This window comes from Streptomyces sp. SLBN-8D4, from assembly GCF_049739545.1.
Classification (GTDB): Bacteria; Actinomycetota; Actinomycetes; order Streptomycetales; family Streptomycetaceae; genus Streptomyces; species Streptomyces canus_C.
Genome location: NZ_JBMGQC010000001.1, coordinates 9756317 through 9778324 on the forward strand (window position 1 = coordinate 9756317; position 22008 = coordinate 9778324).

At 71.0% G+C, this 22008-nt stretch carries 21 protein-coding genes; 12 read left to right on the forward strand and 9 right to left on the reverse strand.

Annotated features, from left to right (window positions below):
* Positions 1-153: 153 nt before the first annotated feature.
* The 4 genes from RKD20_RS44335 to RKD20_RS44350 form a co-directional block, all read right to left on the reverse strand.
* Positions 154-1416, reverse strand: a complete 1263-nt coding sequence (locus RKD20_RS44335) for an alpha/beta hydrolase family protein (RefSeq protein ID WP_424882695.1) — start codon at positions 1414-1416, stop codon at positions 154-156.
* A gap of 154 nt (positions 1417-1570) precedes the next feature.
* On the reverse strand, positions 1571-2311 hold the full coding sequence (locus RKD20_RS44340; protein ID WP_424882696.1) for an EthD domain-containing protein: 741 nt from the start codon (positions 2309-2311) through the stop codon (positions 1571-1573).
* A 134-nt stretch (positions 2312-2445) separates the two neighbouring features.
* Positions 2446-3732 (reverse strand): MFS transporter, encoded by a 1287-nt coding sequence (locus RKD20_RS44345; RefSeq protein WP_424882697.1) that lies wholly within the window; start codon positions 3730-3732, stop codon positions 2446-2448.
* A 291-nt stretch (positions 3733-4023) separates the two neighbouring features.
* Entirely contained in the window at positions 4024-4965 is a 942-nt protein-coding gene (locus RKD20_RS44350; RefSeq protein ID WP_424882698.1) for a LysR family transcriptional regulator, read from the reverse strand.
* 128 nt (positions 4966-5093) lie between these two features.
* Between RKD20_RS44350 and RKD20_RS44355 the strand changes: the two genes are divergently transcribed.
* From RKD20_RS44355 to RKD20_RS44390, 8 genes are all read left to right on the forward strand, one after another.
* A complete protein-coding gene (locus RKD20_RS44355) occupies positions 5094-6086 on the forward strand; it encodes a fumarylacetoacetate hydrolase family protein (RefSeq protein WP_424882699.1) in 993 nt (330 codons plus the stop codon).
* Positions 6083-7042 (forward strand): cyclase family protein, encoded by a 960-nt coding sequence (locus RKD20_RS44360; RefSeq protein ID WP_424882700.1) that lies wholly within the window; start codon positions 6083-6085, stop codon positions 7040-7042. The genes RKD20_RS44355 and RKD20_RS44360 overlap by 4 nt, the downstream gene beginning before the upstream one ends.
* A 23-nt stretch (positions 7043-7065) precedes the next feature.
* A complete protein-coding gene (locus tag RKD20_RS44365) occupies positions 7066-8199 on the forward strand; it encodes an FAD-dependent oxidoreductase (RefSeq protein ID WP_424882701.1) in 1134 nt (377 codons plus the stop codon).
* The gene (locus RKD20_RS44370; protein ID WP_424882702.1) at positions 8196-9272 is read left to right on the forward strand and encodes an amidohydrolase family protein; all 1077 of its coding nucleotides are present in this window, start codon (positions 8196-8198) and stop codon (positions 9270-9272) included. The genes RKD20_RS44365 and RKD20_RS44370 overlap by 4 nt, the downstream gene beginning before the upstream one ends.
* Before the next feature lie 25 nt (positions 9273-9297).
* On the forward strand, positions 9298-10236 hold the full coding sequence (locus RKD20_RS44375; RefSeq protein WP_424882703.1) for a VOC family protein: 939 nt from the start codon (positions 9298-9300) through the stop codon (positions 10234-10236).
* Between the two features lie 105 nt (positions 10237-10341).
* Positions 10342-11313: a fumarylacetoacetate hydrolase family protein gene (locus tag RKD20_RS44380; RefSeq protein WP_424882704.1), complete on the forward strand. Its 972-nt coding sequence runs from the start codon at positions 10342-10344 to the stop codon at positions 11311-11313.
* Entirely contained in the window at positions 11310-12050 is a 741-nt protein-coding gene (locus tag RKD20_RS44385; RefSeq protein ID WP_424882705.1) for an SDR family NAD(P)-dependent oxidoreductase, read from the forward strand. Before RKD20_RS44380 ends, RKD20_RS44385 begins: the two co-directional genes overlap by 4 nt.
* A 176-nt stretch (positions 12051-12226) precedes the next feature.
* Positions 12227-12535, forward strand: coding sequence for an MMPL family transporter (locus RKD20_RS44390; RefSeq protein ID WP_424882706.1), 309 nt, complete (start codon positions 12227-12229; stop codon positions 12533-12535).
* 97 nt (positions 12536-12632) lie between these two features.
* On the opposite strand, the gene RKD20_RS44395 is transcribed toward RKD20_RS44390, so the two are convergent.
* The 4 genes from RKD20_RS44395 to RKD20_RS44410 form a co-directional block, all read right to left on the reverse strand.
* Complete coding sequence (locus tag RKD20_RS44395) at positions 12633-13595, reverse strand: expansin EXLX1 family cellulose-binding protein (RefSeq protein WP_424882707.1); 963 nt, start codon at positions 13593-13595, stop codon at positions 12633-12635.
* 225 nt (positions 13596-13820) lie between these two features.
* Positions 13821-14081 carry a hypothetical protein gene (locus RKD20_RS44400; RefSeq protein ID WP_424882708.1) on the reverse strand — a complete coding sequence of 87 codons (261 nt, stop codon included), beginning with the start codon at positions 14079-14081 and terminating at the stop codon, positions 13821-13823.
* Between the two features lie 85 nt (positions 14082-14166).
* Positions 14167-14715, reverse strand: a complete 549-nt coding sequence (locus RKD20_RS44405) for a hypothetical protein (RefSeq protein WP_424882709.1) — start codon at positions 14713-14715, stop codon at positions 14167-14169.
* Positions 14716-15074: 359 nt separating this feature from the next.
* Complete coding sequence (locus RKD20_RS44410) at positions 15075-16250, reverse strand: CdaR family transcriptional regulator (protein WP_424882710.1); 1176 nt, start codon at positions 16248-16250, stop codon at positions 15075-15077.
* A 169-nt stretch (positions 16251-16419) separates the two neighbouring features.
* Between RKD20_RS44410 and RKD20_RS44415 the strand changes: the two genes are divergently transcribed.
* Genes RKD20_RS44415 through RKD20_RS44430 form a run of 4 tightly spaced genes read left to right on the forward strand, consistent with a single transcriptional unit; the run spans position 16420 to position 20194 of the window.
* Positions 16420-17352, forward strand: a complete 933-nt coding sequence (locus RKD20_RS44415) for a substrate-binding periplasmic protein (RefSeq protein WP_424882711.1) — start codon at positions 16420-16422, stop codon at positions 17350-17352.
* A gap of 9 nt (positions 17353-17361) precedes the next feature.
* Positions 17362-18117 (forward strand): amino acid ABC transporter permease, encoded by a 756-nt coding sequence (locus RKD20_RS44420; RefSeq protein WP_424882712.1) that lies wholly within the window; start codon positions 17362-17364, stop codon positions 18115-18117.
* The gene (locus tag RKD20_RS44425; RefSeq protein WP_424882713.1) at positions 18114-18908 is read left to right on the forward strand and encodes an amino acid ABC transporter ATP-binding protein; all 795 of its coding nucleotides are present in this window, start codon (positions 18114-18116) and stop codon (positions 18906-18908) included. Before RKD20_RS44420 ends, RKD20_RS44425 begins: the two co-directional genes overlap by 4 nt.
* Positions 18905-20194, forward strand: coding sequence for an NAD(P)/FAD-dependent oxidoreductase (locus RKD20_RS44430; RefSeq protein ID WP_424882714.1), 1290 nt, complete (start codon positions 18905-18907; stop codon positions 20192-20194). Before RKD20_RS44425 ends, RKD20_RS44430 begins: the two co-directional genes overlap by 4 nt.
* A gap of 79 nt (positions 20195-20273) precedes the next feature.
* Here RKD20_RS44430 and RKD20_RS44435 read toward each other — a convergent pair whose 3' ends face one another.
* Positions 20274-21998, reverse strand: a complete 1725-nt coding sequence (locus RKD20_RS44435; RefSeq protein WP_424882715.1) for an acyl-CoA dehydrogenase family protein — start codon at positions 21996-21998, stop codon at positions 20274-20276.
* Positions 21999-22008 lie beyond the last annotated feature (10 nt).

A 22008-nucleotide genomic window follows, 5' to 3' on the forward strand; every position in this document is an offset into this window, starting at 1 on the left:
ACTTCCTTGACATGACCTCAAGACGGGCTCCCGTCCCCGCGGTGCGACTAGGCTTCGTCGTCTTGCCCCGACGCTGATCGGAAGGACCCTCAAGTGCCACAGCACCGACGGTGTTCAGGGGGAGCCCGGCGAGATCCGCCGGGCGGGCCCTGACTAGCGTACGAACGTGATCGGGAACGGCGACGCACCGCCGTCCAGCAGGTGGTCGTGGCGGCCCTTCAGGAAGCGGTCGAAGAACGAGGCCACCAGTGCCCGGTTCGCGGCCACCGCCCGGTGGGAGTCGACAGTCCCGACCGCCGCGGCCAGCGTCGCGTCCGGTACCCGGCCGGCCAACTGCGGCAGCAGCGCCTTGGCGTCGGTGAAGGACGCGTGCACGGAGTCGTTCAGCGTGACGTCGGCCTTCCAGCCGCGCTGGTGATTCCAGAACGACGCCCACGACGGCTCGCGGCGCACGTCGCTCCCGTCGGCCGCAGAGCTGTTGCCCATCAGCAGGAACGGCTGGTCCAACCCGTGCAGGGCGACCTCGCTCAGGTTGGTGCCGGAGGGTTCGGAGTTGTACTCCAAGGTGCCGTCCATGTTGATACCGGCCTTGATCCGCGGATCGCCGTACATCGTGCTCGCCGCCGTGAACCCGCCGCCGGACTGCCCGAACATGCCCACCCGGCGCAGGTCCATCACACGGGTCAGCCGGGCCGGCAGGCTCGACAGCCGGTCCAGTACGAGCTCGGTGTCGGCCGTGCGCGCGGTCATCAGCTTCGTGAAGAACGCCAGTGTGGTGCCGTTCTGGAACGCCTCGGCCCAGGCCGCCATCATCGGGCCGTTCCCGGTCACGTGGCCGTCCGGGAACTGGACCGCCGGCGCCTCCCCGGTGTGGTCGACCGTGACCACCACGAAGCCGCGCGACGCGAGGTCCTCGGCCAGCGAGACGTTCCAGTCCCGTGAGTCACCGGCGCCGGGGGAGTACAGGACGACGGGGAAGCGGCCGGGCGCCGGCGCGGCGTCCGGCACGGAGTGCGTCCTGGTCGCGGCCCAGTTCACCAGACCGGCGGGCAGCTCGTTGTTCTGCTCGACCGCCGGACCGACCGCCGCGGCCACCGCCGTCGGAAACTGGTGCGTGAACGGCCGGCCGCCCGTGTGCACTGCCGGGTAGAAGACGCTGATCATCAGCTCGCGGGGAGACCGGCCCGGCACCCACGGGTCCGCGCGCTTGTCGTCGACGAGCCGGAAGGCCGACTCGCCGGTGGTGTGGTGGCCGCGTGGTGCAGGCAGCCTGAGTGTCTGGCCCTTCGCCGGGTTCGATGGCACAGACAGCGCCGGCGCGGCGTGCGCGGCTGAGGCCGCGGCCGGGGCCGAGACGGCGAGACCGGAGAGGAGAACCCCGACCAGAGAAGCGACAACGAGACGAGAGCTGCGCATGGGAGGTCCCCCGAGTGCGGCGTGGCGGTGTTCGGTCACGTGGATCTTCCCAGCGCGACTCCATCATGAGCCATCGTGCTACCAGGCGTGTCATCCCTCGGGTAAGCCCTACCGCAAGCCGGCCAATCGAAGGCGCGCGGGAACGGACGCAGGCTCAGAAGACGGTCACCTCGCGGCTGTAGAGGACGAACGAGCGGGACGGGTCGTAGAAGCCGCCGGCCTGTGCGGAGCATTCCCGCAGCGAACGCTCGTAGGAAGGGAAGTGGGTCAGAGCCTCGTCCGGAGAGTCGTAGTACAGGGCGCCGACTCCCGCGTACGCGGGCTCGCCTCCGCCGCCGAAGTGGCTCAGCGCCTTCTCGGCCCCGGGGGTCTGCCCGTGCTGGACGCATCCGCGCAACGCCTTCGCATGGGGCGCCCCTTCGGTGATGACCTCCTCATGGGCGGCCCGCCACCCCTCGGTGAAGTCGTTCGGGAGCAGCCCTTGCGACACGTGGAGGAAGTGCAGTACCTTCACGCGGCCCGCTTCCCCGGCCGACGTCGGCGGGGGCATGAGCACCGCGGGGCGCGTCAGCAGGGCCAAGGCGCTGGGCAGGTCGTTGAAGTGGGCGCCGTCGGGGCCGACGACCTCGCGCGAGTACGGGTCGGACATCGTGGCGGCCAACGCCTCCATGCTGTCGAACTGCAGCTCGGTGACGGAGTCCCGGCCGAACTCGGTGAGGTACGCCGGGTCTTCCGCGCTGCCGAAGGACGCGTCGAACACGTGGTTCTGTATGTAGCGCCGGATCTGAAGCGGGTTCGCGGCGGCCAGCCCTCCGTGCACCTCGTGGAGGTGGCGCAGGAACGCCTGATGCGTCATGCCCGGCTTGCGGCGGATCGCCGCGATCAGGTTCAGCATGTCTCTCCCATGGGACGGTGGGACGGTAGGACGGGTGGGGCACTCGGACCCCGGGCGATCGGCGTCACGGAGACGTCCGCGACGCCGATCCCGACAGGCGCGTGGTCTTCGCCTTGCTCCGGCGCCGCCTCGGCTCAGCCCGCCAACTGCCGCACCGGTTCCAGCGCGGATTGCGTACGGCGTCGTCGGGCCGCGAGGCCGAGTGCGACGGCGGCTGCGGCCCCGGCGAGGGCGAGTACGCCCAGGGCGTTGGCCCGGGTGCCGAGGGCGGAGGCGAGGGCGAGGACCACGAGCGGGCAGATGAACTGGCCGAGGAAGAAGGAGCCGGTCCACAGGCCGGTGCCGCGGCCGCGGTCCTCGAAGTCGAGCAGGGACATGGCGAGGGTGAGCAGGCTGGGCAGCATGATGCCGCCGCCCAGGCAGTTGATCACGGCACCGACGGTCAGTACGACCGGATCGGGAGCGAGCCAGATCACCGCGAAGCCGAGGGTGCACAGGGCGAAGGCGATGGGCAGCCAGTCCCGCGGGCTGCGGCCGGACCGGGTGAAGACGACGGCGCCGATCACGATCGCGGCGCTGGAACCGGCGCTGGCCAGCCCGATCACCGCGGTGTTGCTCACGCCCATGTCGTCCAGGAGATAGGCCATCTCCACCTGGACGGTGTAGAAGAGGACGGCGCCGAAGACGGTCAGCGCGCAGGTGCCTGCCAGCGGACGCCAGGGGAAGGGCCGTGCGGCGACCGGCTCCGGGGTGGTGGGGGAGGAGGCGTCCGCGAGGCCGTGCGGTTGAGGCCGGGGCAGGAATGCGGCCATGGCGGGGGCGAGCAGCAGGCTCACGGCGTAGGCCCAGAACGGCATGCGCCAGCCGGCGGATCCGGCCGCGCCGCCCAGGACGAAGAAGGCCGTCGCGGAGATCGCGGCGCACATCGTCTGCATCGCGAGGTAGCGGTCGCGTTGCCGGCCGGAGTAGTAGTCGCCGAGCAGTGTGGTGCAGCAGGTCATGATGGCGGCTTCTGCGACGCCGACGAGGGCGCGGCTGGCGACGATGGCGACGAGGGAGTCCAGCCACAGGGGAGCGGTGCCGAGGATCGCGTACACCACGGTCGCGACGACGAGCAGGCGTTTGCGGCCGAGCCGGTCCACCAGGACGCCGGCGAACGGGGCCAGCAGTGCCAGTGACAGGGCGGGGATGGTCAGCGCCATGGGGACGAGCGCGTCCGCGCCCGGCACGTCGGCGAAGTGGTCCTGCATCTGCGGCAGCACGGGGGCGATGAGCACGGCGCCCAGGATGGGCAGACAGGCGCCGGCCATCAGGAGCGTCAGACGAAGCCGGTGGCCGGGGCCGGACACGATCTGCTCGGGCGGGGCGTCCGCGGCCGCGTCGGACGGCCGGGAGGGGAGCGGGGACACGGGTGCAGGCATGCGGGAACTCCACGTGGCGTGTCGGGAGGGGATCGGGCTGGTGCGGCCGTTGTGGACGGACCGTCCGGCACCCGTGGCGGCCTCGGAGCGGGGTGCCGATGGTCGCCGGGCGTCGCGGCGGATGGGCTCGCCGGGCGCCTGCGCGGTCCCGGCGGAGTGTGAGGGGGCGGCTCCTGCGCCGGGCTGAGACGACTATGGGCCAAGGAACAGGTCATGCCTAGCCCTCGTCCGATCGATATCGAAGATGCGGATCATCCGGAGTCTGGATGGAGGGGGCTGCAGGCGTCGCCGCTAGCTCGATGGGACGGCGGCGGGAGGCCGGGGTTCGGACGGCGCCAGTTCCGCTCCCACCCGGGCCGCGGTCTCGCGCAGCCAGATGTGGGCCGCGTCGTGGGTGTGCACCGGGTGCCACCACAGGGCCTCCTGGAGCGGGACCGCCCCGTACGGCGCTTCCATACGGCGTACGGCGGCCACCCCGCTCAGCAGCTCCGCCAGACGCTGTTGCACCAGGGCGATCCGCCGGGTTCCGGCGACCAGGAACGGCAGCGCCTGGAAGCTGTCGACGGACACCTCGACCTGCGGTTCGATGCCGAGCATGCTCAACTGCCGGGCGGCCGGGGCGTCGTAAGTGCGCTGGTAGGCGACCCAGGGCAAGCGTGCCAGGTCGTCCATGGTCAGCTGGTCGCCGACCTCGTCGTTGGTCTCGGCGACCAGGAAGACCCAGCGGTCGGCGAACAGCTCCACGGCGGGGAATCCGCTGATGACACCGTGCGGCATCAGCAGTCCGTCGGCCGTGCTGAGCAGCGTTTCGGTGTCCTCCGTGACGTCGCCGGGCGTCCGCTGGAAGCGCAGCCGTACGCCCGGGGCCTCGGCGTGCACCCTCTGGGCGAGCTCGGCGCCGAAGACGCTGAGCGCGTAGTCGGAGGTGAGCAGGGTGAACTCGTGCTCCTCGCTCCCGGGAGCGAAGTCGGCCCTGCTGGTGAAGACTCGTTCCAGCAGGTCGCACGCGGTCGCGGTGCGGTCCAGCAGGGCGCGGCCGAGGGCGGTCAGCTCGTACTGTTTACCGGCGCGTGAGATCAGGTCGTCGTCGAAGTGGCGGCGCAGGCGGGCCAGCGCGGCGCTCATGGCCGGTTGGCTGAGCCCGACGCGTTGCCCGGCGCGGGTGACGTTGCGTTCCTCCAGCAGGGCCCGCAGGGACAGGACGAGGTTGAGATCGAGGCCGGAGAGGGACACGACGCCTCCAGAGCTGGGTCACCGACAGCGACATCTGCCAGGCAGATGATCAACATCTTAAGAATCTATTTCCCAGATTAATAGGTGAGGCCCCAGATTGGTCCCACCGCAATCTGGAGGACATTCCCGTGAAACCCGCAGCCGCTTCCGCGTCCTTCTCCGGACCCTTCGCCCTCGGCTCCCTCGCCGCCCCGGGCCAGGCGTCCTTCCCCGCTCTCGTGATTCCCGCGGGACGCGTGCTGGATCTGCGTGCGGCCCTCGCGGAGCCCGCCCTGACGACCCGGCAGATCCTCGAACGCTGGGACGCCCTGCTCCCTCGCCTGCACGAGATCGCGGCCGACACCACGGCGGCCTGGCGCCCCTTGGAGGGCCTGCGCGTACAAGCCCCGGTCGAGCCCCGCCAGGTCTTCCAGTCCGGAGCCAACTACCGGCAGCACGTGATCGATCTGGAGGTCGCCCACCGTTCGCCCGAGGACCCGCGCACGGTGGAGGAGGCGCGTGCGGAGATCGCCGCGATCATGGACCGCCGGGCCGCCGAGGACCTGCCGTACGTGTTCATCGGGCTGCCGAGCGCGATCACCGGCCCCTACGACGACGTAGTGCTCCCGTCCTGGGCCGAACAACCGGACTGGGAGCTGGAGTTGGCCGTCGTCATCGGCAGGACCGCCCAGCGGGTGTCCGTCGAGGACGCGCTGGATCATGTCGCCGGGTACACCATCGCCAACGACCTCACGGACCGGGCCACGGTCTTCCGGCGTGACATGAAGGCCATCGGCACCGACTGGCTGCGCTGCAAGAACGCGCCAGGCTTCACCCCGCTCGGCCCGTGGATCGTGCCGGCCGGGTCGATCGCCGACCCGGGTGAACTGCGGGTCACCCTCAAGCTGAACGGCGACACCATGCAGGACGAGTCCACCAAGGACATGCTGTTCGGAGTCGCGCGGCTGGTGTCGTACATCTCGCAGACCTCCCAACTCCTGCCCGGAGACCTGGTGTTGACGGGAAGCCCGGCCGGAAACGGCATCCACTGGGGCCGCTTGCTGCGCGACGGCGACGTGATGGAGGGCTCCGTCACCGGGCTCGGTGCGCAGCGCACCCGCTGCGTGGCGGAGGCGTCGTGAACCGCCACGACCCCGAGGGCGCGATCGCCGAGGCCGCCAAGGCGTACTCCAACTGGGGGCGTTGGGGCCCGGACGACGTGCTCGGCACGCTGAACTTCCTCGACGAGGCCAAGCGCCGCGAAGGCGCGGCACTGGTCCGGCGGGGCGTGAGCTTCTCGCTGTCGCAGCGGTTCGACATGAACGGCCCGCAGAAGGGCTGGCGGCGCCGCACCAACCCGGTGCACACGATGTTGGACACCGGCACCGATGCCGCCCTCGGCAACCAGGGCTTCCCGCACGGCATCGGCGGCGCCGACGACGTGATCGCGATGCCCCTGCAGTGCTCCACCCAGTGGGACGGGCTCGGGCACATCTTCGACCACGGCAAGGCGTGGAACGGCCGCGACGCCGCGAGCACTGTCACCTCCGAAGGCGACCTCGTCACCGGCATCGAGCACATGGCGCCGTACGTCGCGGGGCGGGGCGTCCTTCTCGACGTCGGACGGGTGATCGGCGACGAACGGGGAGAGCTGCCGGACGGGTTCGCGATCACCGAGGAACACCTGGCCGAGACGGCTCGGGCGCACGGCGTGGCCGTAGGACGAGGTGACCTCGTCGTCGTCCGGACCGGGCGGCTGGCGCGCGCCCGCCGCGAGGGCTGGGGCGACTACGCCGGCGGAGACTCACCCGGGCTGTCCTTCACCACAGCCGGCTGGCTGCACGCCAGCGAGATCGCCGCGATCGCCACCGACACCTGGGGCTTCGAGGTACGGCCGAACGAGTTCGACGCCGCCTTCCAGCCGCTGCATCAGGTCGCCATCCCCAACATCGGCCTGCTGATCGGCGAGATGTGGGACCCCGACCCCCTCGCCGACGACTGCGCGGCCGACGGCGTGTACGAGTTCTGGCTCGCCGCCGCACCCTTGCCCATCACCGGAGCCGTCGGTTCCCCTGTCAACCCGGTCGCCGTCAAGTGACCCGCCCAACAAAGGAGTTGGCCATGGAAGCAACGAGTCGAAGAAGGAGAGTCCTGGTCGTCGGAGGGGGCACTTCCGGCAACGCCATGACCGTGCTGCTGCGCCGGGCGGGCATCGACGTCGACCTCGTCGAGGCCAGGCCGGACTGGAACGTCCGCGGCTCCGGCATCACCCTTCAGGGCAACGCCCTGCGCGTGCTGCGCGAGATCGGCGTGTGGGACGAGGTCCGCGAGCACGGCTTCGCCTTCGACTCCCTGGGGCTGACGACCCCGGACGGCACCGTGCTCCACGTCGGCGACGTCCTGCGCACCGGCGGAGACGACCTGCCCGCCACGCTGGGCATGCAGCGCCCGGTGCTCCAGCGCATCCTCGCCGACGCCGTCCGGGCATCCGGGGCCACCGTCCTCCTCGGCACCACCGCCGAGATCCTCACCCAGGACGACCAAGCGGTGACCGTCCGCCTCAGCGACGGCACCGAGGACCGCTACGACCTCGTCGTGGCCGCCGACGGCCTGAACTCCGCGACCCGCGCCGCCATCGGCATCGACGCCAAGCCCGAGCCGACCGGCATGTCGATCTGGCGAGTCCCGGCACCCCGCCCGGCCGGCGTGGAGCGCAGCGACCTCTCCCACGGCGGGCCCTGCTACATCGCCGGCTACACGCCCACCAGCCAGGACACGGTCTACGCCTATCTGGTCGAGGCCAGCCGCGACCGCGCCACCATCCCGCCCGAGTCGTACGCGCGGGAGATGCGCCGCCTCGCCGAAGGGTACGGCGGTCCCTGGGACGAGATCCGTGACGCGATCACCGACCCGGCCCAGGTGAACTACACCTGCTTCGACCAGATGCTGGTGGAGGGGGCCTGGCACCGGGGGAGGGTCGTACTCGTCGGCGACGCCGCCCACTGCTGCCCGCCCACGATGGCCCAGGGCGCGGCGATGGCCCTGGAGGACGCCTGGGTGCTGAGCCAGTTGTTGGCCGGCGGGTCCACCTGGAACACCGAGCTGTTCACGCGCTACTACGAGCGGCGGATCGACCGGGCCCGCATGGTCGTCGAGGCGTCCGTGCGGATCGGGCAGTGGCAGCTCGACGGGGTGCAGGGTGACGTTCCCGGCCTGATCGACGCCACGATGACCAAGCTCACGGAGCTGCCGTGACGGCCCACGCCCCGGAACCCGCCGCTGCGGGACGTCCCCAACCCGGCCGCCACTCCTCCTCGACCGCCGACGCGCCTCCTTCCCCGACCGTCGACGTACACGCGCACATCCTGATCCCCGAGGTCGAGGCCTTCGTGGCCGGGCTTCCCGGACTGGCCGAGGCCAGGGACCTGGAGGCCCGCCGCAACGGCCCCGCGTCCCTCGCGGTCAGCGGCCCCATGGTCCGCACCGTCCTCCCCAGGGCCACCGACGTGCGCCTGCGGCTGGCCGCGATGGACGCGCAGGGCGTGGACGTGCAGTTGGTGAGCCCCTCGCCTTCGCACTACCACTACTGGGCGGGCGAGGAGACGGCCGAGAAGGTCTGCCGGCTCGCGGCCGAGGCCACGGCCGCACACTGCGCCGAGGCGCCCGACCGGCTGCGGGGGCTCGGCCTGGTCCCCCTCCAGCACCCCGAACAGGCTGTGCGCGCCCTCGACCAGGTCCTGGAACAGGGGCTGTTGGGCGTCGAGATCTCCAGCCACGCCCCGGGACGGGAGTTGTCCGACCCGGCGTACGAGCCTTTCTGGGCGCGGGCCGCCGCGACCGGCGCGATCCTCTTCCTGCACCCCTTCGGCTGCACGCTCGACGAGCGCCTGGACCAGTGGTACCTGTCCAACACCGTCGGCCAGCCCACCGAGAACGCCGTCGCCCTCTCACATCTGATCTTCTCCGGGGTTCTGGACCGGCACCCGGAGCTGAAGCTGGTCGCCGCGCACGGCGGCGGCTATCTGCCCACCCACATCGGCCGCTCCGACCATGCCTGGTCCGCCCGCTCCGACGCGGGCGCGGGCTGCGCCCACCTGCCCAGCAGCTACCTCAAGCGCCTGTACTTCGACTCCCTGGTCCACGACCCGCACGTCCTGCGGGCACTGATCGGCGCGGCCGGCGCGGACCGCGTACTGCTCGGCTCCGACTTCCCCTTCGACATGGGCACCGAGAACCCCGTCGGCGCACTGCGCGCCGCACGCCTTCCCGACGCCGACTTCCATGCCGTGCGCGGCGGGAACGCGGCGGCCCTGCTCGGCCTGACCTGAACCTCACAGAGAAGGACCCCCCACTATGAGCGCATACCTGCTGACGCATATGCGGCACGTCGACCTCGCCGTACCCGACTACGACAAGCAACTCGACTTCTACTCCGGTGTCTGGGGCCTGACCAAGGTGGTCGAGGACTCCGGTATCGCCTTCCTCGCCGCCGAGGGCAGCCCCGAGCAGTACGTCGTACGGCTGCGCAAGGCCGAGGAGAAGCGCCTCGACCTGGTCTCCTACGGTGCCGGCTCCGCCGAGGACGTGGACACCCTCGCCGAGCGACTGCTCGCAGGCGGGGTCCAGTTGATCTCCCAGCCGGGCAAGGTGGACACGCCCGGAGGCGGCTACGGCTTCCGCTTCTTCGACATCGACGGCCGCACCATCGAGGTCTTGGCCGACGTGGACGTACGACAGCACCGCAGGATCGAGGAGAAGGAGTCGATCCCGGTCAAGCTGTCGCACGTCGTGCTGAACTCGCCGGACCTCGACGCGACCCGGGAGTGGTACGAGCGGCACCTCGGCTTCCGCCACTCCGACACGCTCAGCTCGCCGTACGTCGGCGATGTCATGCACTTCATGCGGATCAGCAACCAGCACCACTCCATGGCCATCGCCAAGGGCCCGCACACCTCCCTGCACCACGTCTCCTTCGAGATGCGCGGCCTGGACGAGTACATGCGCGGGTCCGGCCGGGTGATGCGGGCCGGGGTCCAGAAGATCTGGGGCCCCGGCCGACACGTGGCGGGCGACAACACCTTCACGTACTTCCTCGACCCGCACGGCAACACCGTGGAGTACACGACGGAGTTGGAGGTGCTGGACGAGGACACCTGGCACCCGCACGTCTACGACTTCTCCCAGCCCGAGGTCACCGACCAGTGGGGCACCGCCAACCCCATGAACGAACTGGTCGCCAGGGAGTCCTTCAACGATGTCGACCGCGGCGTGTTCGTCGCCCCGCCGGTCTGATCCCTTCGACCCCGGGGACGCGGTGGCCCTGTCAACTGCCCTGACTCCCACGCCGCGTCCCCGGCCCTCATCGCTTTCCACGATCGTCGGAGCCTGGAGCCGTGCATGCGTTTCGCCACCTATGAACACCGAGACCAGCGCCGGGTCGCCGTCGTGGAGGAGGACGGCACTCTCCTCCCGGTCCCCTGGGCACGCTCGCTCACCGAGCTGATCGGTTCCGGCGCCGGACTCGACGCACTCCTGGACGTCGGCACCGCCGCTCTCGACGTCCCCCCGGGCCCGCATGTGTCCGAGGTGCGGCTCCTTCCCCCGCTCCAGCCGCCCACCGTGCGGGACTTCGTCACCTTCGAGGAGCACGTCGAAGGGGTACGGCGGTCCGTGGACGGCGTCGGCGGAGTGCCCGAAGCCTGGTACGACGCCCCGACGTTCTACTTCACCAACCCGTACGCGGTCATCGGCGCCCACGACGACGTCCCGGTGCCGCCGGGCAGCACCGTCCTCGACTTCGAGCTGGAGGTCGCCGCCGTCATCGGCCGGGTGGGGCGGGACCTGACTCCCGAGCAGGCGCGAGACCGCATCATCGGTTACACGGTCTTCAACGACTGGTCCGCGCGCGACCTCCAGTCCCGCGAGATGCAGGTCCGCCTCGGCCCGTGCAAGGGCAAGGACACAGCCGCCACGCTGGGGCCGTACCTGGTCACCGCCGACGAGCTGGAGCCGTACCGCGACGCCGACGGATTCCTGCGCCTGGCGCTGACCGCCGAGGTGAACGGCGAGGTCGTCGGCAAGGACCTGCTGTCCAACATGAGCTGGACCTTCGAGGAGATGGTCGCCTACGCCTCCCGCGGCACCGCCGTCCGCCCCGGTGACGTGCTCGGCTCGGGCACCTGCGGCAACGGCGGCTGCCTCGCCGAGCTGTGGGGCGTCCGGGGCGAGCAGTCCCCGCCGCCGCTGAAGCCGGGCGACACCGTCACGCTCACCGTGGAGGGCATCGGCGCGGTCTCCAACACCGTGGTCCCGGGCGAGAATCCGGTGCCCCTGCCCACCGCCCGCCGCCGCACCCGGGAGCGCCCATGAACGACCTGCACACCGGGAGACTCCTGGACAAGGTCGTCGTCGTCACCGGCGCAGCGCGCGGCCAGGGCGCCGCAGAGGCCGAGGCTCTGGCCCGCGAGGGAGCCCGTGTCATCGCCACGGACGTGACCCAGGCCCCCGGCTGCCGTCTCCTCGACGTCACCGACGAGGCGCAGTGGGCCCAACTCGCCGCCGAACTAAGGGAGTCGTACGGTCAGGTGCACGGCCTGGTCAACAACGCGGGCATCACCTGGCGAGCCCGCCTCGGCGAGGTGACCCCGGACGACGTCGCCCGCGTCCACGCCGTCAACGTCACCGGCCCGCTCCTTGCCATCCAGCATCTGGCGCCGCTGATGCCGCCCGGCTCGTCCATCGTCAACGTCGGCTCCACCGCCGCGCTCACCGGCCACTACCCGGTCGCCTACACGACGAGCAAATGGGCGCTGCGCGGCCTGTCGAAGGCCGCCGCCACCGAACTCGGCCCGCGCGGCATCCGCGTCAACACGATCCACCCCGGCTTCATCGAAACCGAGATGACCGCCTCCGCCGCGCCGGCCTTCCGCGAGGCGAACATCCGCGAGACCCCGCTCGGCCGCACCGGCACCGTGGAGGAGGTCGCCCCGCTGGTCATCTTCCTGCTGTCCGGCGAATCCTCCTTCATCACCGGCGCCGACATCCCGGTCGACGGCGGCCTCACGGCGCACGGCGGAGTCAAGTCCATCTCGGACACGATGAGTTAGACATCCGTCGGTGCAGATCCGGGCTCTGCCGGCGCAGGGCGCTACCGGCCTGGAGGTCGTGGCGAGCAACTGCGGCGCCTTGACGGGGTTGCGCCCGCGCCGGGGATTCAGGTCACCGGCACCGGCTCCAGTCGGCCACTCGCCATGGCCATGGCCATGACCGTCGAGACCAGGGCTTGCAGGCCGTCCTATCGCCACCGTGCTGGGCGGCGGCTGGATCGCCTCCGGGCCGCCCGGCACGGACCGACAACGACGCCCTGATCAAGCCCATCGACTTCGCACTGGCCATCGGCGTGGCGATCGACGCCTTCCTCGTCCGCATGACCCTCGTCCCGGCCGTCCTCGCGCTCGCTGGACGGCACGCCTGGTGGCTGCCCGTCTGGCTGGACCGGCTCCTGCCCGACCTCGACGTCGAGGGCACCAGCCTGGAGAAGGCCGTACCGAAGCACAGCGAGCGCGCACCCGAGCCCGAACCGGTGGTGTGAAAGGCGGTTGGTCCAGGCGGCCGCACAGAGCACTCTGTGCGGCCGCCGCCCGCTCAAGGCATCACCTCGCGCAGGCGACCTTTGACGACCGCCGGGATCAGTGCTGGGCGAACTGGACCCGTGTGGGTTGTACGACGTTCGCCAGTACTGCCAGTCCGCTGACGGTCAGCTGTTCCCCGTAGATGTCGGTCACTCTGATCGCCTTGCCACAGCCGCTGCCGTCCGCGGAGATGAAGTAGTTGAAGCTGGTGCGGGGCAACTGCCGCCAGCCGTTGCCGGTGCTGACCTCCAGCCGGGCGACCGGGTTGCGGTGACCGATCACCTGGATGCCGCACCAGTAGGCGCTGGACCCGGTCTTGTACCTGATGGACATGGTGCCGATCGAGCTGGGGCTCACCAGGCTCCAGGTGATGGGGAGCCGGCCGACCTTGAGGTCGGCGAGCTTGGCGAAGGCCTGTTGGCTGAGGTCGATCTGCCCGGGTGCGCAGGGCAGCGGGCATTCGTTGGTGATCCGTACCGTGATCGACTTGCCGTTCGCCGCGTGGACCAGCACGTACGCGCCGCAGGCCCTGGAGGTCTCGTAGTCGGTGGTGTTCATCGCCGCGATCATCATGTCCGGGCTCGGACCGAACAGACAGGCCCCGTCCCCGACTCCGGCCTCGTAGGCGGTGGCGACGCCCTGGTACGAGGTGTTGGGCCGGATCCGTCCTGCCGACGGGGGCGTGGTGGACGTGCGCGAGGACTTCTGGGTGCCCTTGGGCGACGGCTTCGCCGCCTTGGTGGTCGTCGTGGCCTTCGGGCTGGCGGAGCCGCTCGCGCTCGGGCTCGCCGAGGGGCTCGGCGTCGCGCTCGGAGACGCGGTACCCGCGGTGCCGGCGGCTTTGGGCTGGGTGGTGACGAGGGGGGTGGCCGCGGCCGGGCCCGCATCGACCTTGTGGCCGGGGATCAACGCCATGACCAGGTAGGCCAGAACGCCCGCGGAGGCCAGCGCCACCGTGGCGCCCAGCACGAGTCTGCGTCTGCGCCTGCGCTGCCGCGCGATCTGCCTCGTTGTGTTCATTACCTGTCCGTTCGCAAGCTCGGGCCGATGGTGCACTGGTCAGTGGTCGCCCACGGCGAAAAGGTTGCCGACAACTTCGCGGGACGAAGGGCGCACAGACAGTACGGCGACTGAGAGCGCTCTTGAAGTCCTGGCGGTCAACTCCGGTGGCTGGACGGGAGGAGCACCAGCCGCTGACGAGAGCTGTGGCGTCGCCGGCAGGCACGCACGCGACTCGGCGTTCCGTCAGGGCATGCCCAGGCGATGGCGGTACGACGGGAGCGGGCCGGCGTTCGCCAGGACGGCGGCGCAGGCGGGGTTGGCGGCGCAGGCCCGGCCGGGGGCGCGCGGAGGCAGCAGGGTGTTGCCGGTGAAGGCGAGGTGGTGGGGTTCTCCGCACCCCTCCTCCGGGTTCTGGGCGTTGGCCGGCGGCCAGGCTCCGGGGAACTCCCGTCGGGCGACCCACTCGGGTACGGCGTCGTCCCAGAAGTTGCCGCGGTAGCGCACGTTCTGGACGGGACGGTTGCCCCATTCCTCGCTGCAGAGGTTCGGGGGACGGTACTGGTGGTGACGTAACCGGTCCTGGTCGCCTTCAGCGTGCCCGAAAGGCCGCACCTTCGCGCGTGAGTCGCGTGGCCCGCCGGTCCCCGACGTAGAGCTGGCGGGTCTCGAGCCCGCCCACGTCCGCACGCCAGAAGCCCCTGAGCCGCTGGTCCGGCCGCCACCCGGAGATCCGACGGCCGCCGCTGATCGTCACCCGCTCCTGCCGCGGTGTCCCATAGCCGTGCGCCCGGTAGATCACCCGGTGGCCGCCCCGGCCGGAGTCCCCCGCGGCCTCCGACAGGCGCAACGGCGCCTTCAGGCGGTACGTTCCGCCACGCAGGTTCACCACCAGGTCCGACGTCATGCGTGGCGCCCGGGCGCGTACGGCCTGTTGCGCGCGTGCCGGTGTGGCGAAGGGGCGTTCCCGGGTGCCGGGCCAGGAGTCCTTCCCCCAGGTCGCGACGTACAGCTGCGTGGGAGTCGACGCTGGGGCCGGTAAGGCCGCCGCCGGAGAGGACACGGCCGCCGTCGCGAGCCCGATCGCCCCCGCCGCCCGCGTGATGCCGCCTGCCCAGGCCCGTGTTCGGAAGATCGCCATGGTGCCTCCTCGATGTACGGAAGCTCCCCCCTCGGGCAGGGCGAGAGGGTGCGCAGTCGGCCTGAGGTAGCGGCATCGTCGACCAAAGTCGGGATCTCCGGCCCCCTTGGCCCGCCTCAGCCGACCAGAACGCGTCCGGCCGACGGATGGACCGCGGCGGGCAGTTGTGGCGGCTGCGGTGATCCGCCGGAACCACCCGACCGCCTCGCACGCCGGGCGCGACTGCCGGTCCTCGTCCGCTCCGGCGCGGCCATCCTGACGGTCGCCACCACTCGGCCCGGCCTTGCAGGGCGGCCCAGCCCACCGGCAGGACCCGAATCCAGCGACAAGCCGGCTTAAGTGATGGTGGGACGGCTCAGTCACGCCTCATCCGAACTCCGGGTCGTCAGGTGGTCGGTAAGGCAGGCCAGGTAGAGGGCGAGAGTGGTGGGGTGGTCGCGCAGGGAGCGGCCGGTGAGCTGTTCGATCTTGTTCATGCGGTAGACGACCGTGTTGCGGTGGATGTGCAGGGCGGTCGCGGTGCGGACCAGGTTGTAGCCGCTCTCGCACCAGGCGGTGATCGTGTCGCGGAGGGTCGGCCAGTCCGGCTGGTCGCGCAGGGAGGCGGTGGTGGAGTCGAGGAGCCGGGTGCGGGCGGGGTGGCCCACCGCGGAGAGGAGCTGGTGGACGCGTAGTTCACCGATGGGGTGGACGAGCGACCCACGGGGGCGGCGGGGGCCGAGACGGAGTGCTTCGCAGGCGTCCTGGTAGGAGTCGTGCAGGCCGTCGACGGTCGTGGCCGGCTCGCCGATGCCGGCGCGGGCGACGAGGCCGTCCTGGGCGGCGATGGCGTCGATGATCCGTCGGCAGTCGAGGCTCACGGAGTCCACCGGGCGGCGGGAGGCGAGCCGGTGCAGGACGCCGACCCGGCCGGGGGCGGTGGCGGCGACGATGTCCTGCGGGTCGGCGAAGACCTCGCGGACCGTGCGCAGGATCTCGGAGCGGACCAGTGCGAGGTCCCGGCGCGGGGCGCTAGGGGGCACGGTCACCTCGAAGGCCACGGCGATCCGGCGCAGGCGCAGGTCGAAGCCGAGGTCCACGGCCCGGAAGGCAAGGCTGTCGGCCTCGATGACCTGAGGGTCGTAGGAGGCCAGGTCGGTCAGGAGCTTCTCGGCGGCGCGCTCGGCCAGCAGCCGGGAGCGGAGCATGACCGATTCCCGCAGCAGGATCTCGGTCTGGCGCTTGACGAGCAGTCCGAAGCGTCGCACCTGCGCGGGTGTGCCGGTGATACCGACGGTCCCGACCGCCTGTCCGCCCGCGACCAGCGGCAGCGTGACTCCGGGCCGTACTCCGCGCAGCAGTTGGGCCTGGGAGGCGTTGTGCGTGGCGGCTTCCTTGGTGCGCATGACCTCGACGGACGCCTCGTGGAAGGAGCCGACCCGGCTGCGGTCGCCGCTGCCGATGACCATGGCGTCGGCGTCGGTGATGAGCACGTTGTAGCCGATGACGGCGGAGGTGTCCCCGGCGATCTCCTGGGCGAGCGAGGGGCTCAGCACGGTGGGTCCTCCCGTCGGCGGCGGGACTTGCTTGGACGGACCGTACAGGGCACCGCACGATTTCGGCCAGACATTCGTACGAGGTGAACAGTGACGCGGAGCGGGGTGATCCCTAGCGTATGGGCCCAACCCCACCCCCACCCCGCCCCGCGACGGAAGGGCTCAGCCCATGTTCCGTGTCCGCTCACTTGCCGTCGCCCTGGCCGCGACGGTCCTGATGTCCCTGACGGCCGCCTGCAGTTCCGGCGGCGACGACGCTCCCACGAACGTGTCGGCGAGGACCGCCGCGCTGGGCACCCTCACGCCCGGCGTACTGAAGGTCGCGATCGAGCCGTACGCGCCGTACACCTCGCTCCAGAACGGCAAGATCGTCGGCCTGGACGGAGACATCCTCACCTCCATCGCCAAGAAGCTCGGCCTGGAGATAAAGCCGCAGGTCACGGACTTCGCGGGCATGCTCGCGGGCGTGCAGTCGCACCGCGTCGACATCACCGTCGGCGGTGTCGCCTGGTCCGCCGACCGGCAGAAGCAGGGCCTGTTCACCGACCCGCCGTACTACTCGCCGCCCGCGATGGCCGTCCGCAACGGCAGGACCTACACGACCGTCGGTGATCTCAAGGGCCTCGACCTCGGCACGGTCGAAGGCTATGTGTGGGTCAAGTCGATCCAGGCGGTGCCCCAGGCGAAGCTGCACGCCTACCCGGACGCCAACGGAGTGTTCGACGACCTCGGCGCGGGCCGTGTCGACGTCGGCTTCCTCGACCCGCTGATCATCATCGCGGCGCAGAAGCAGCGCCCCGACCTGAAGATCACCACCGAGTACCTGACGCCTCCGACCGCCGCCGAGGTGAAGCAGCGGCCCGCCTTCGCGTACTTCCAGCAGTACCAGACCGGTTTCTACCTGCCCAAGAAGGCCACCAAGCTGGAGCAGGCCGTCTCCCACGAGATCGACGCCATGTACCGCAACGGCGAGATGAGCAAGCTCGTCAAGAAGTACGGCGGCGATCCGCTGCAGTTCCTCAAGCCCGCCGCCGATGTCGCCGGCGCCCGACGCGCGGTGGACCGACCGCGCGACTGGAACCCGCCGACCATCGGACAGTGAGGGGCTGACATGTCCGGTCTTTTCCAAGTGCCCTGGTCCGACTACCGCGGCGACCTCGTCGACGCGCTCGGCCGTACCGTCTCCTACACCGTCGTCAGTTTCGTCGGAGCGGTGCTCCTCGGCCTGGCCGTGGCACTGCTGAGACTGAGCGGGACCTGGCCCCTGCGGGCGGTGGCCGCGCTCTACACCGAGGTGTTCAAGAACGTCCCGCTGCTGGCCATCATCTTCCTGACCTACTTCGGCCTGGCCTCCGCCGGCATCCGGCTCGACGTGTTCAGCGCGGGATGCCTGTCGCTGATCGTGTTCTACGCCGCCTACCTGTCCGAGATCTTCCGCGCCGCGATCAGCGGGGTGCACGGCGGGCAGACGGAGGCCGGCGAGGCGCTCGGCATCGGCAGGACGGGCATCTTCGTCCACGTGGTCCTGCCGCAGGCCGTCCGCCAGGCCCTGCCCGGCACCAACACCATGCTGGTCGACCTGCTGAAGTCGACATCCCTGCTGGTGACCGTGTCGGCCGCCGAGCTGATGTCCGAGGGACGGCTGATCACCTCGGCGACCTTCCGCGCACTGGAGGTGTACCTGGTCATCTCCGCCCTCTACTTCGCCCTGTGCTACCCGCTGTCCCAACTCCTCCTGCTGCTGGAGCGCAAGGTGCGGGCCGGTGTCCCGCTGTCCCCGTGGCGGCGGCGCCGGGTGCGGGCGGCCCGCGCGCTGCTCGCGGCCGACCTGGGCGCCACCGCCGAACGAACGGAGGCGGTCGTATGACCGAGCCCCGCACCACCCGCGCGTCCGTCGAAGGGGCCGCCGCCGAGGCGGTCGTACGGATCGAGGGGCTGAGCAAGTCCTTCGACGGCAGGCTCGTCCTGGACGACGTGCACCTGACGGTCGGCCGGGGCCGGATCGTCAGCATCATCGGACAGAGCGGCGGCGGCAAGACGACCCTGATGCGCTGCGTCAACCTGCTGGAGAAACCCGACGGCGGCACGGTCGAGGTGGCCGGCGAGGTGGTCCACAGCCGGGGCCGGACCGTCTGCCGCGATCTGCCGCGGCTGCGGCGCACCGTCGGCATGGTCTTCCAGAGGTTCAACCTCTTCCCGCATCTGACGGCGGTGGAGAACGTCGTTCTCGCCCAGCGCAAGGCGGGCGTCCCCGAACAGGAGGCGCTGGAACGGGCCGTGACCCTGCTGCGCAGGGTCGGCGTGGCCCACCGGGCTCTGGCCCAGCCCGAACAGCTCTCCGGCGGTGAGCAGCAGCGGGTCGCCATCGCCCGCGCGCTGGCGCTGAAGCCGGAGGTGCTGCTGTTCGACGAACCGACCTCCTCCCTGGACCCGGAGGCCACCCGCGAGGTGCTGAGCGTGATGCGGGAGCTGGCCGTCGAGGGCATGACCATGCTGCTGGTCACCCATGAACTGTCGTTCGCCCGTGAGGTGTCCGACCACGTCGTCTTCGTCGACGGCGGCCGGATCGTGGAGGAGGGTGCCCCCGGGGAGGTCCTGGACCAGCCCTTCCACGCCCGGACCCGCGCCTTCCTCGCCGCCTCCGGGACCGCCGCGTGAGCGGGGCGACCGGGCCGACCGGTGACGGGCCCGTGGTCGTGGTCGGGGGCGGAGTGGTCGGGCTGTGCACGGCGTACTACCTGGCGGCCGCCGGGCTCCCGGTCGAGGTGGTGGAGCGCGGGGACCTGGGCTCCGGCGCGTCACGGGGCAACGCGGGCTGGGTCTGCCTCAGCCACTCCACGCCCGTCCCGGCACCGGGCGTGGTGCGCTACGCGCTGCGCTCGCTGGGCCGCCCCGACTCGCCGTTGTATCTACGGCCCCTGCCGGACCCGGCGTTCGTACGGTGGCTGTGGCGCTTCTGGCGCAGCAGCACACCGGCCGCGTTCCGGCGCGGGTACACGGCGATCGCCGAGCTCAACCGGGACACCTTCGACCGGTTCGACGAACTGCGCGACGCGGGCGTGCGGACGACGCTGACCCGCCCCGGCATGGTGCACGCCTTCCTGTCGGCGCCAGAGGCTCGCCGCCACCTCGCCGTCCAACGGGACATGGCCGACGGCCACTACCGGCTGCCCGAGGACGTGACCACCGGCGACGAGGCGCGCCTGCTGGACGACGCTCTCGCGCCCGGGGTGCGCGCCGCGTATCTCGTCGAGGGGGAGGGCGTGGTCGATCCGGAGGCGTTCGCCCGCGGGCTCGGACAGGCGCTGGCCGCCTCGGGGGTGAAGGTCCACGAGCACACGCGGATCACCGGATTCCGCACGGCCGGAGGGCGGGTGACGGCACTGCGCACCAGCCAGGGCGACATGCCCTGCCAAGCTGTCGTCATCGCGGCCGGCATGCGTTCCCCGGCCCTGCTCGGCCTCCTCGGCCGGCGGCTGCCGCTCCAGGCGGGCAAGGGCTACAGCTTCTCGGTCGACCTGGACCCGGCGCCCCGCCACACCCTCTACTTCGGCGAACGCCGGGCCGTCGCCTCACCCATCGGCGCCACCACACGCATCGGCGGCACGATGGAGCTCAGCGGCAACAACAACCGGCTCGACTGGCGCCGGATCGTCGCCGTCGCGCTCGCCAGTCGGCACTACCTGGGCAACTGGTTCGACGACCCCGACGACCTGGTCACCCTGATCCGCGATCCCTGGGTGGGCGGGCGGCCCTTCCTCCCCGACGGCCTTCCCGTCATCGACCGCGTCCCGGGCCACGACAACGCCTACGCGGCGACCGGCCACGGCATGCTCGGCATCACCCTCGGCCCGGCCACCGGCCACGAACTCGCCGAGTACGTCCGCACCGGCACCCGCCCGCAAGCACTGCGACCGTTCCGGTTCGACCGGTTGTACGGATAGGGCGTCAGGGGGTACCGGGAGGTGGTGGCCGGGCCGTGCGGCTCGGCCACCACCGGTGCACGGGTACGGCGTGACGTGCCTACAGGGCCATCTCGTACGCGCCGGACAGCGCTTCTACCTGCTGCCAGACCCGCTCGGTGCGTGCCGGGTCGACGACGGGCCGCCGGACCGCGCCGAGCGCCCACTCCTGCTGCTGCGGGGTCGCCGAGTCCTTGCCGTGCAGTTCGACGGCGTGTGCGGAGAAGTCCCGTACGAGCACGGCGAAGAGCTCGTCGAGCACGTCCTCGTCGAGGCCGGTGAGGCGGGACTGTTCCAGGACGAGCTGTGCGTGGACGACGAGGGCGAAGAGCTGGCCTACGGCGAGGAGGAGGTCGAGGTCGCGGCTCTGTTCGGCGTCGGGGGCCGCGGCCGTGACGAACTGGCACAGGGCGTCGGCCTGTTCGCGCAGACGAGCGACGTTGGGCAGGTGCGCGTACGACTCGAACGCGGGCCGCCAGTCGTGGAAGCGGACCGAACCGAGGCCGCGGGCCGGTCCCTGCCGGAACAGGAAGGTGTCGTCGGCGGCGTCGAGGCGGGTCGGTACGTCGGGGTGGTCGGCCGGGTCGAGGAGGTGGCTGCGCATGAATTTCAGGATCAGCGCCAGGTTGACGTGGACCGTGCCCTCCAGCTTCGGCAGTCCGCGGATCTCCACGGCCGCCTGGGCGAAGTAGTTGTCCTTCTCGAAGCCCTTGGCGGCGATGACGTCCCACATCAGGTCGATGACCTTCTCGCCCTCCGTGGTCACCTTCATCTTCGTCATCGGGTTGAAGAGCAGGTAGCGGCGGTCGTCGGGACCGGCGCAGCGGAAGTAGTCCACGGCACGGTCGCTGAACACCTTCATCCCGACGAGCCTGACGTAGGCGTCGGTCAGCTCGCGCCGCACGTGCGGGAAGGCGGTGACGGGACGGCCGTAGAGGACGCGGTTGTGGGCGTGGGTGACGGCCTCGTACATGGCGTGTTCGCAGATGCCGATCGAGGCGGTGCACAGGTTGAACTTGCCGACGTTGACGGTGTTGAGGGCGGCGTCGAAGGCGGCGCGGCCGGTGTGCAGGACGTCCTCGGCCCGCACGGGGTAGTCCTCCAGGCGGAACTCGCTGACGAACTTGGACGAGTCGACGACGTTCTTCACCAGGTGGTAGGCCGGGTGACGGCTGTCGGCGGCGAAGAACACGTAGCCGTCGGGACCCTCGACGTCGCTGCGGCGCCCGAAGACGGAGACAAGCCCGGCGGCGTTGCCGTTGCCTATGTAGTACTTGGAGCCGGTGGCACGGAAGCCGCCCTCGCCGTCCGGCTCCAGCAGCATGTCGGTGGAGTAGATGTCGGCGCCGTGTGTCTTCTCGGACAGGCCGAAGGCGAACACCTCACCCTGGGCGAGGAGTTGGGCGGCGCGGTCACGGGCGGCGGCGTTGTCGCTCTGCCAGACCGGGCCGAGGCCGAGGATGGTCACCTGCCAGGCGTACCAGTAGTCCAGGCCGTAGAAGCCGAGGATCTCGTTGAGCGCGGCGATGCGGGCGGTGTCCCACCGCTTGTCCGCCTCCCCCTCCCCGGCGGCGGAGGAGGGCGTCAGGAAGGTGGCGAACAGGTTCTCCTTCGCGGCGAAGGCGAGGAAGTCACCGAGCCAGGCGCGCGTGCGGTAGTCCTCGATGAGCTGCCGCTTCCCACGCTCCTCGAACCAGTCGACGGTGGCACGCAGCAGGCGGCGCGTCTCGGGATCGAAGTGCGCGGGGTCGTAGGTGCGCGGGTTGAAGAGGAGTTGGTCAGCCATGGTGAGGAAC

Excerpts from the sequence above, each read along its gene's own strand:
- RKD20_RS44385 (WP_424882705.1), top strand. The coding sequence starts at position 11,310 with ATGAACGACCTGCACACCGGGAGACTCCTGGACAAGGTCGTCGTCGTC.
- RKD20_RS44415 (WP_424882711.1), top strand. The coding sequence starts at position 16,420 with ATGTTCCGTGTCCGCTCACTTGCCGTCGCCCTGGCCGCGACGGTCCTG.
- RKD20_RS44335 (WP_424882695.1), bottom strand. The coding sequence starts at position 1,416 with ATGCGCAGCTCTCGTCTCGTTGTCGCTTCTCTGGTCGGGGTTCTCCTC.
- RKD20_RS44405 (WP_424882709.1), bottom strand. The coding sequence starts at position 14,715 with ATGGCGATCTTCCGAACACGGGCCTGGGCAGGCGGCATCACGCGGGCG.
- RKD20_RS44375 (WP_424882703.1), top strand. The coding sequence starts at position 9,298 with ATGAGCGCATACCTGCTGACGCATATGCGGCACGTCGACCTCGCCGTA.
- RKD20_RS44425 (WP_424882713.1), top strand. The coding sequence starts at position 18,114 with ATGACCGAGCCCCGCACCACCCGCGCGTCCGTCGAAGGGGCCGCCGCC.
- RKD20_RS44345 (WP_424882697.1), bottom strand. The coding sequence starts at position 3,732 with ATGCCTGCACCCGTGTCCCCGCTCCCCTCCCGGCCGTCCGACGCGGCC.
- RKD20_RS44340 (WP_424882696.1), bottom strand. The coding sequence starts at position 2,311 with ATGCTGAACCTGATCGCGGCGATCCGCCGCAAGCCGGGCATGACGCAT.
- RKD20_RS44395 (WP_424882707.1), bottom strand. The coding sequence starts at position 13,595 with ATGAACACAACGAGGCAGATCGCGCGGCAGCGCAGGCGCAGACGCAGA.
- RKD20_RS44420 (WP_424882712.1), top strand. The coding sequence starts at position 17,362 with ATGTCCGGTCTTTTCCAAGTGCCCTGGTCCGACTACCGCGGCGACCTC.
- RKD20_RS44435 (WP_424882715.1), bottom strand. The coding sequence starts at position 21,998 with ATGGCTGACCAACTCCTCTTCAACCCGCGCACCTACGACCCCGCGCAC.
- RKD20_RS44365 (WP_424882701.1), top strand. The coding sequence starts at position 7,066 with ATGGAAGCAACGAGTCGAAGAAGGAGAGTCCTGGTCGTCGGAGGGGGC.
- RKD20_RS44380 (WP_424882704.1), top strand. The coding sequence starts at position 10,342 with ATGCGTTTCGCCACCTATGAACACCGAGACCAGCGCCGGGTCGCCGTC.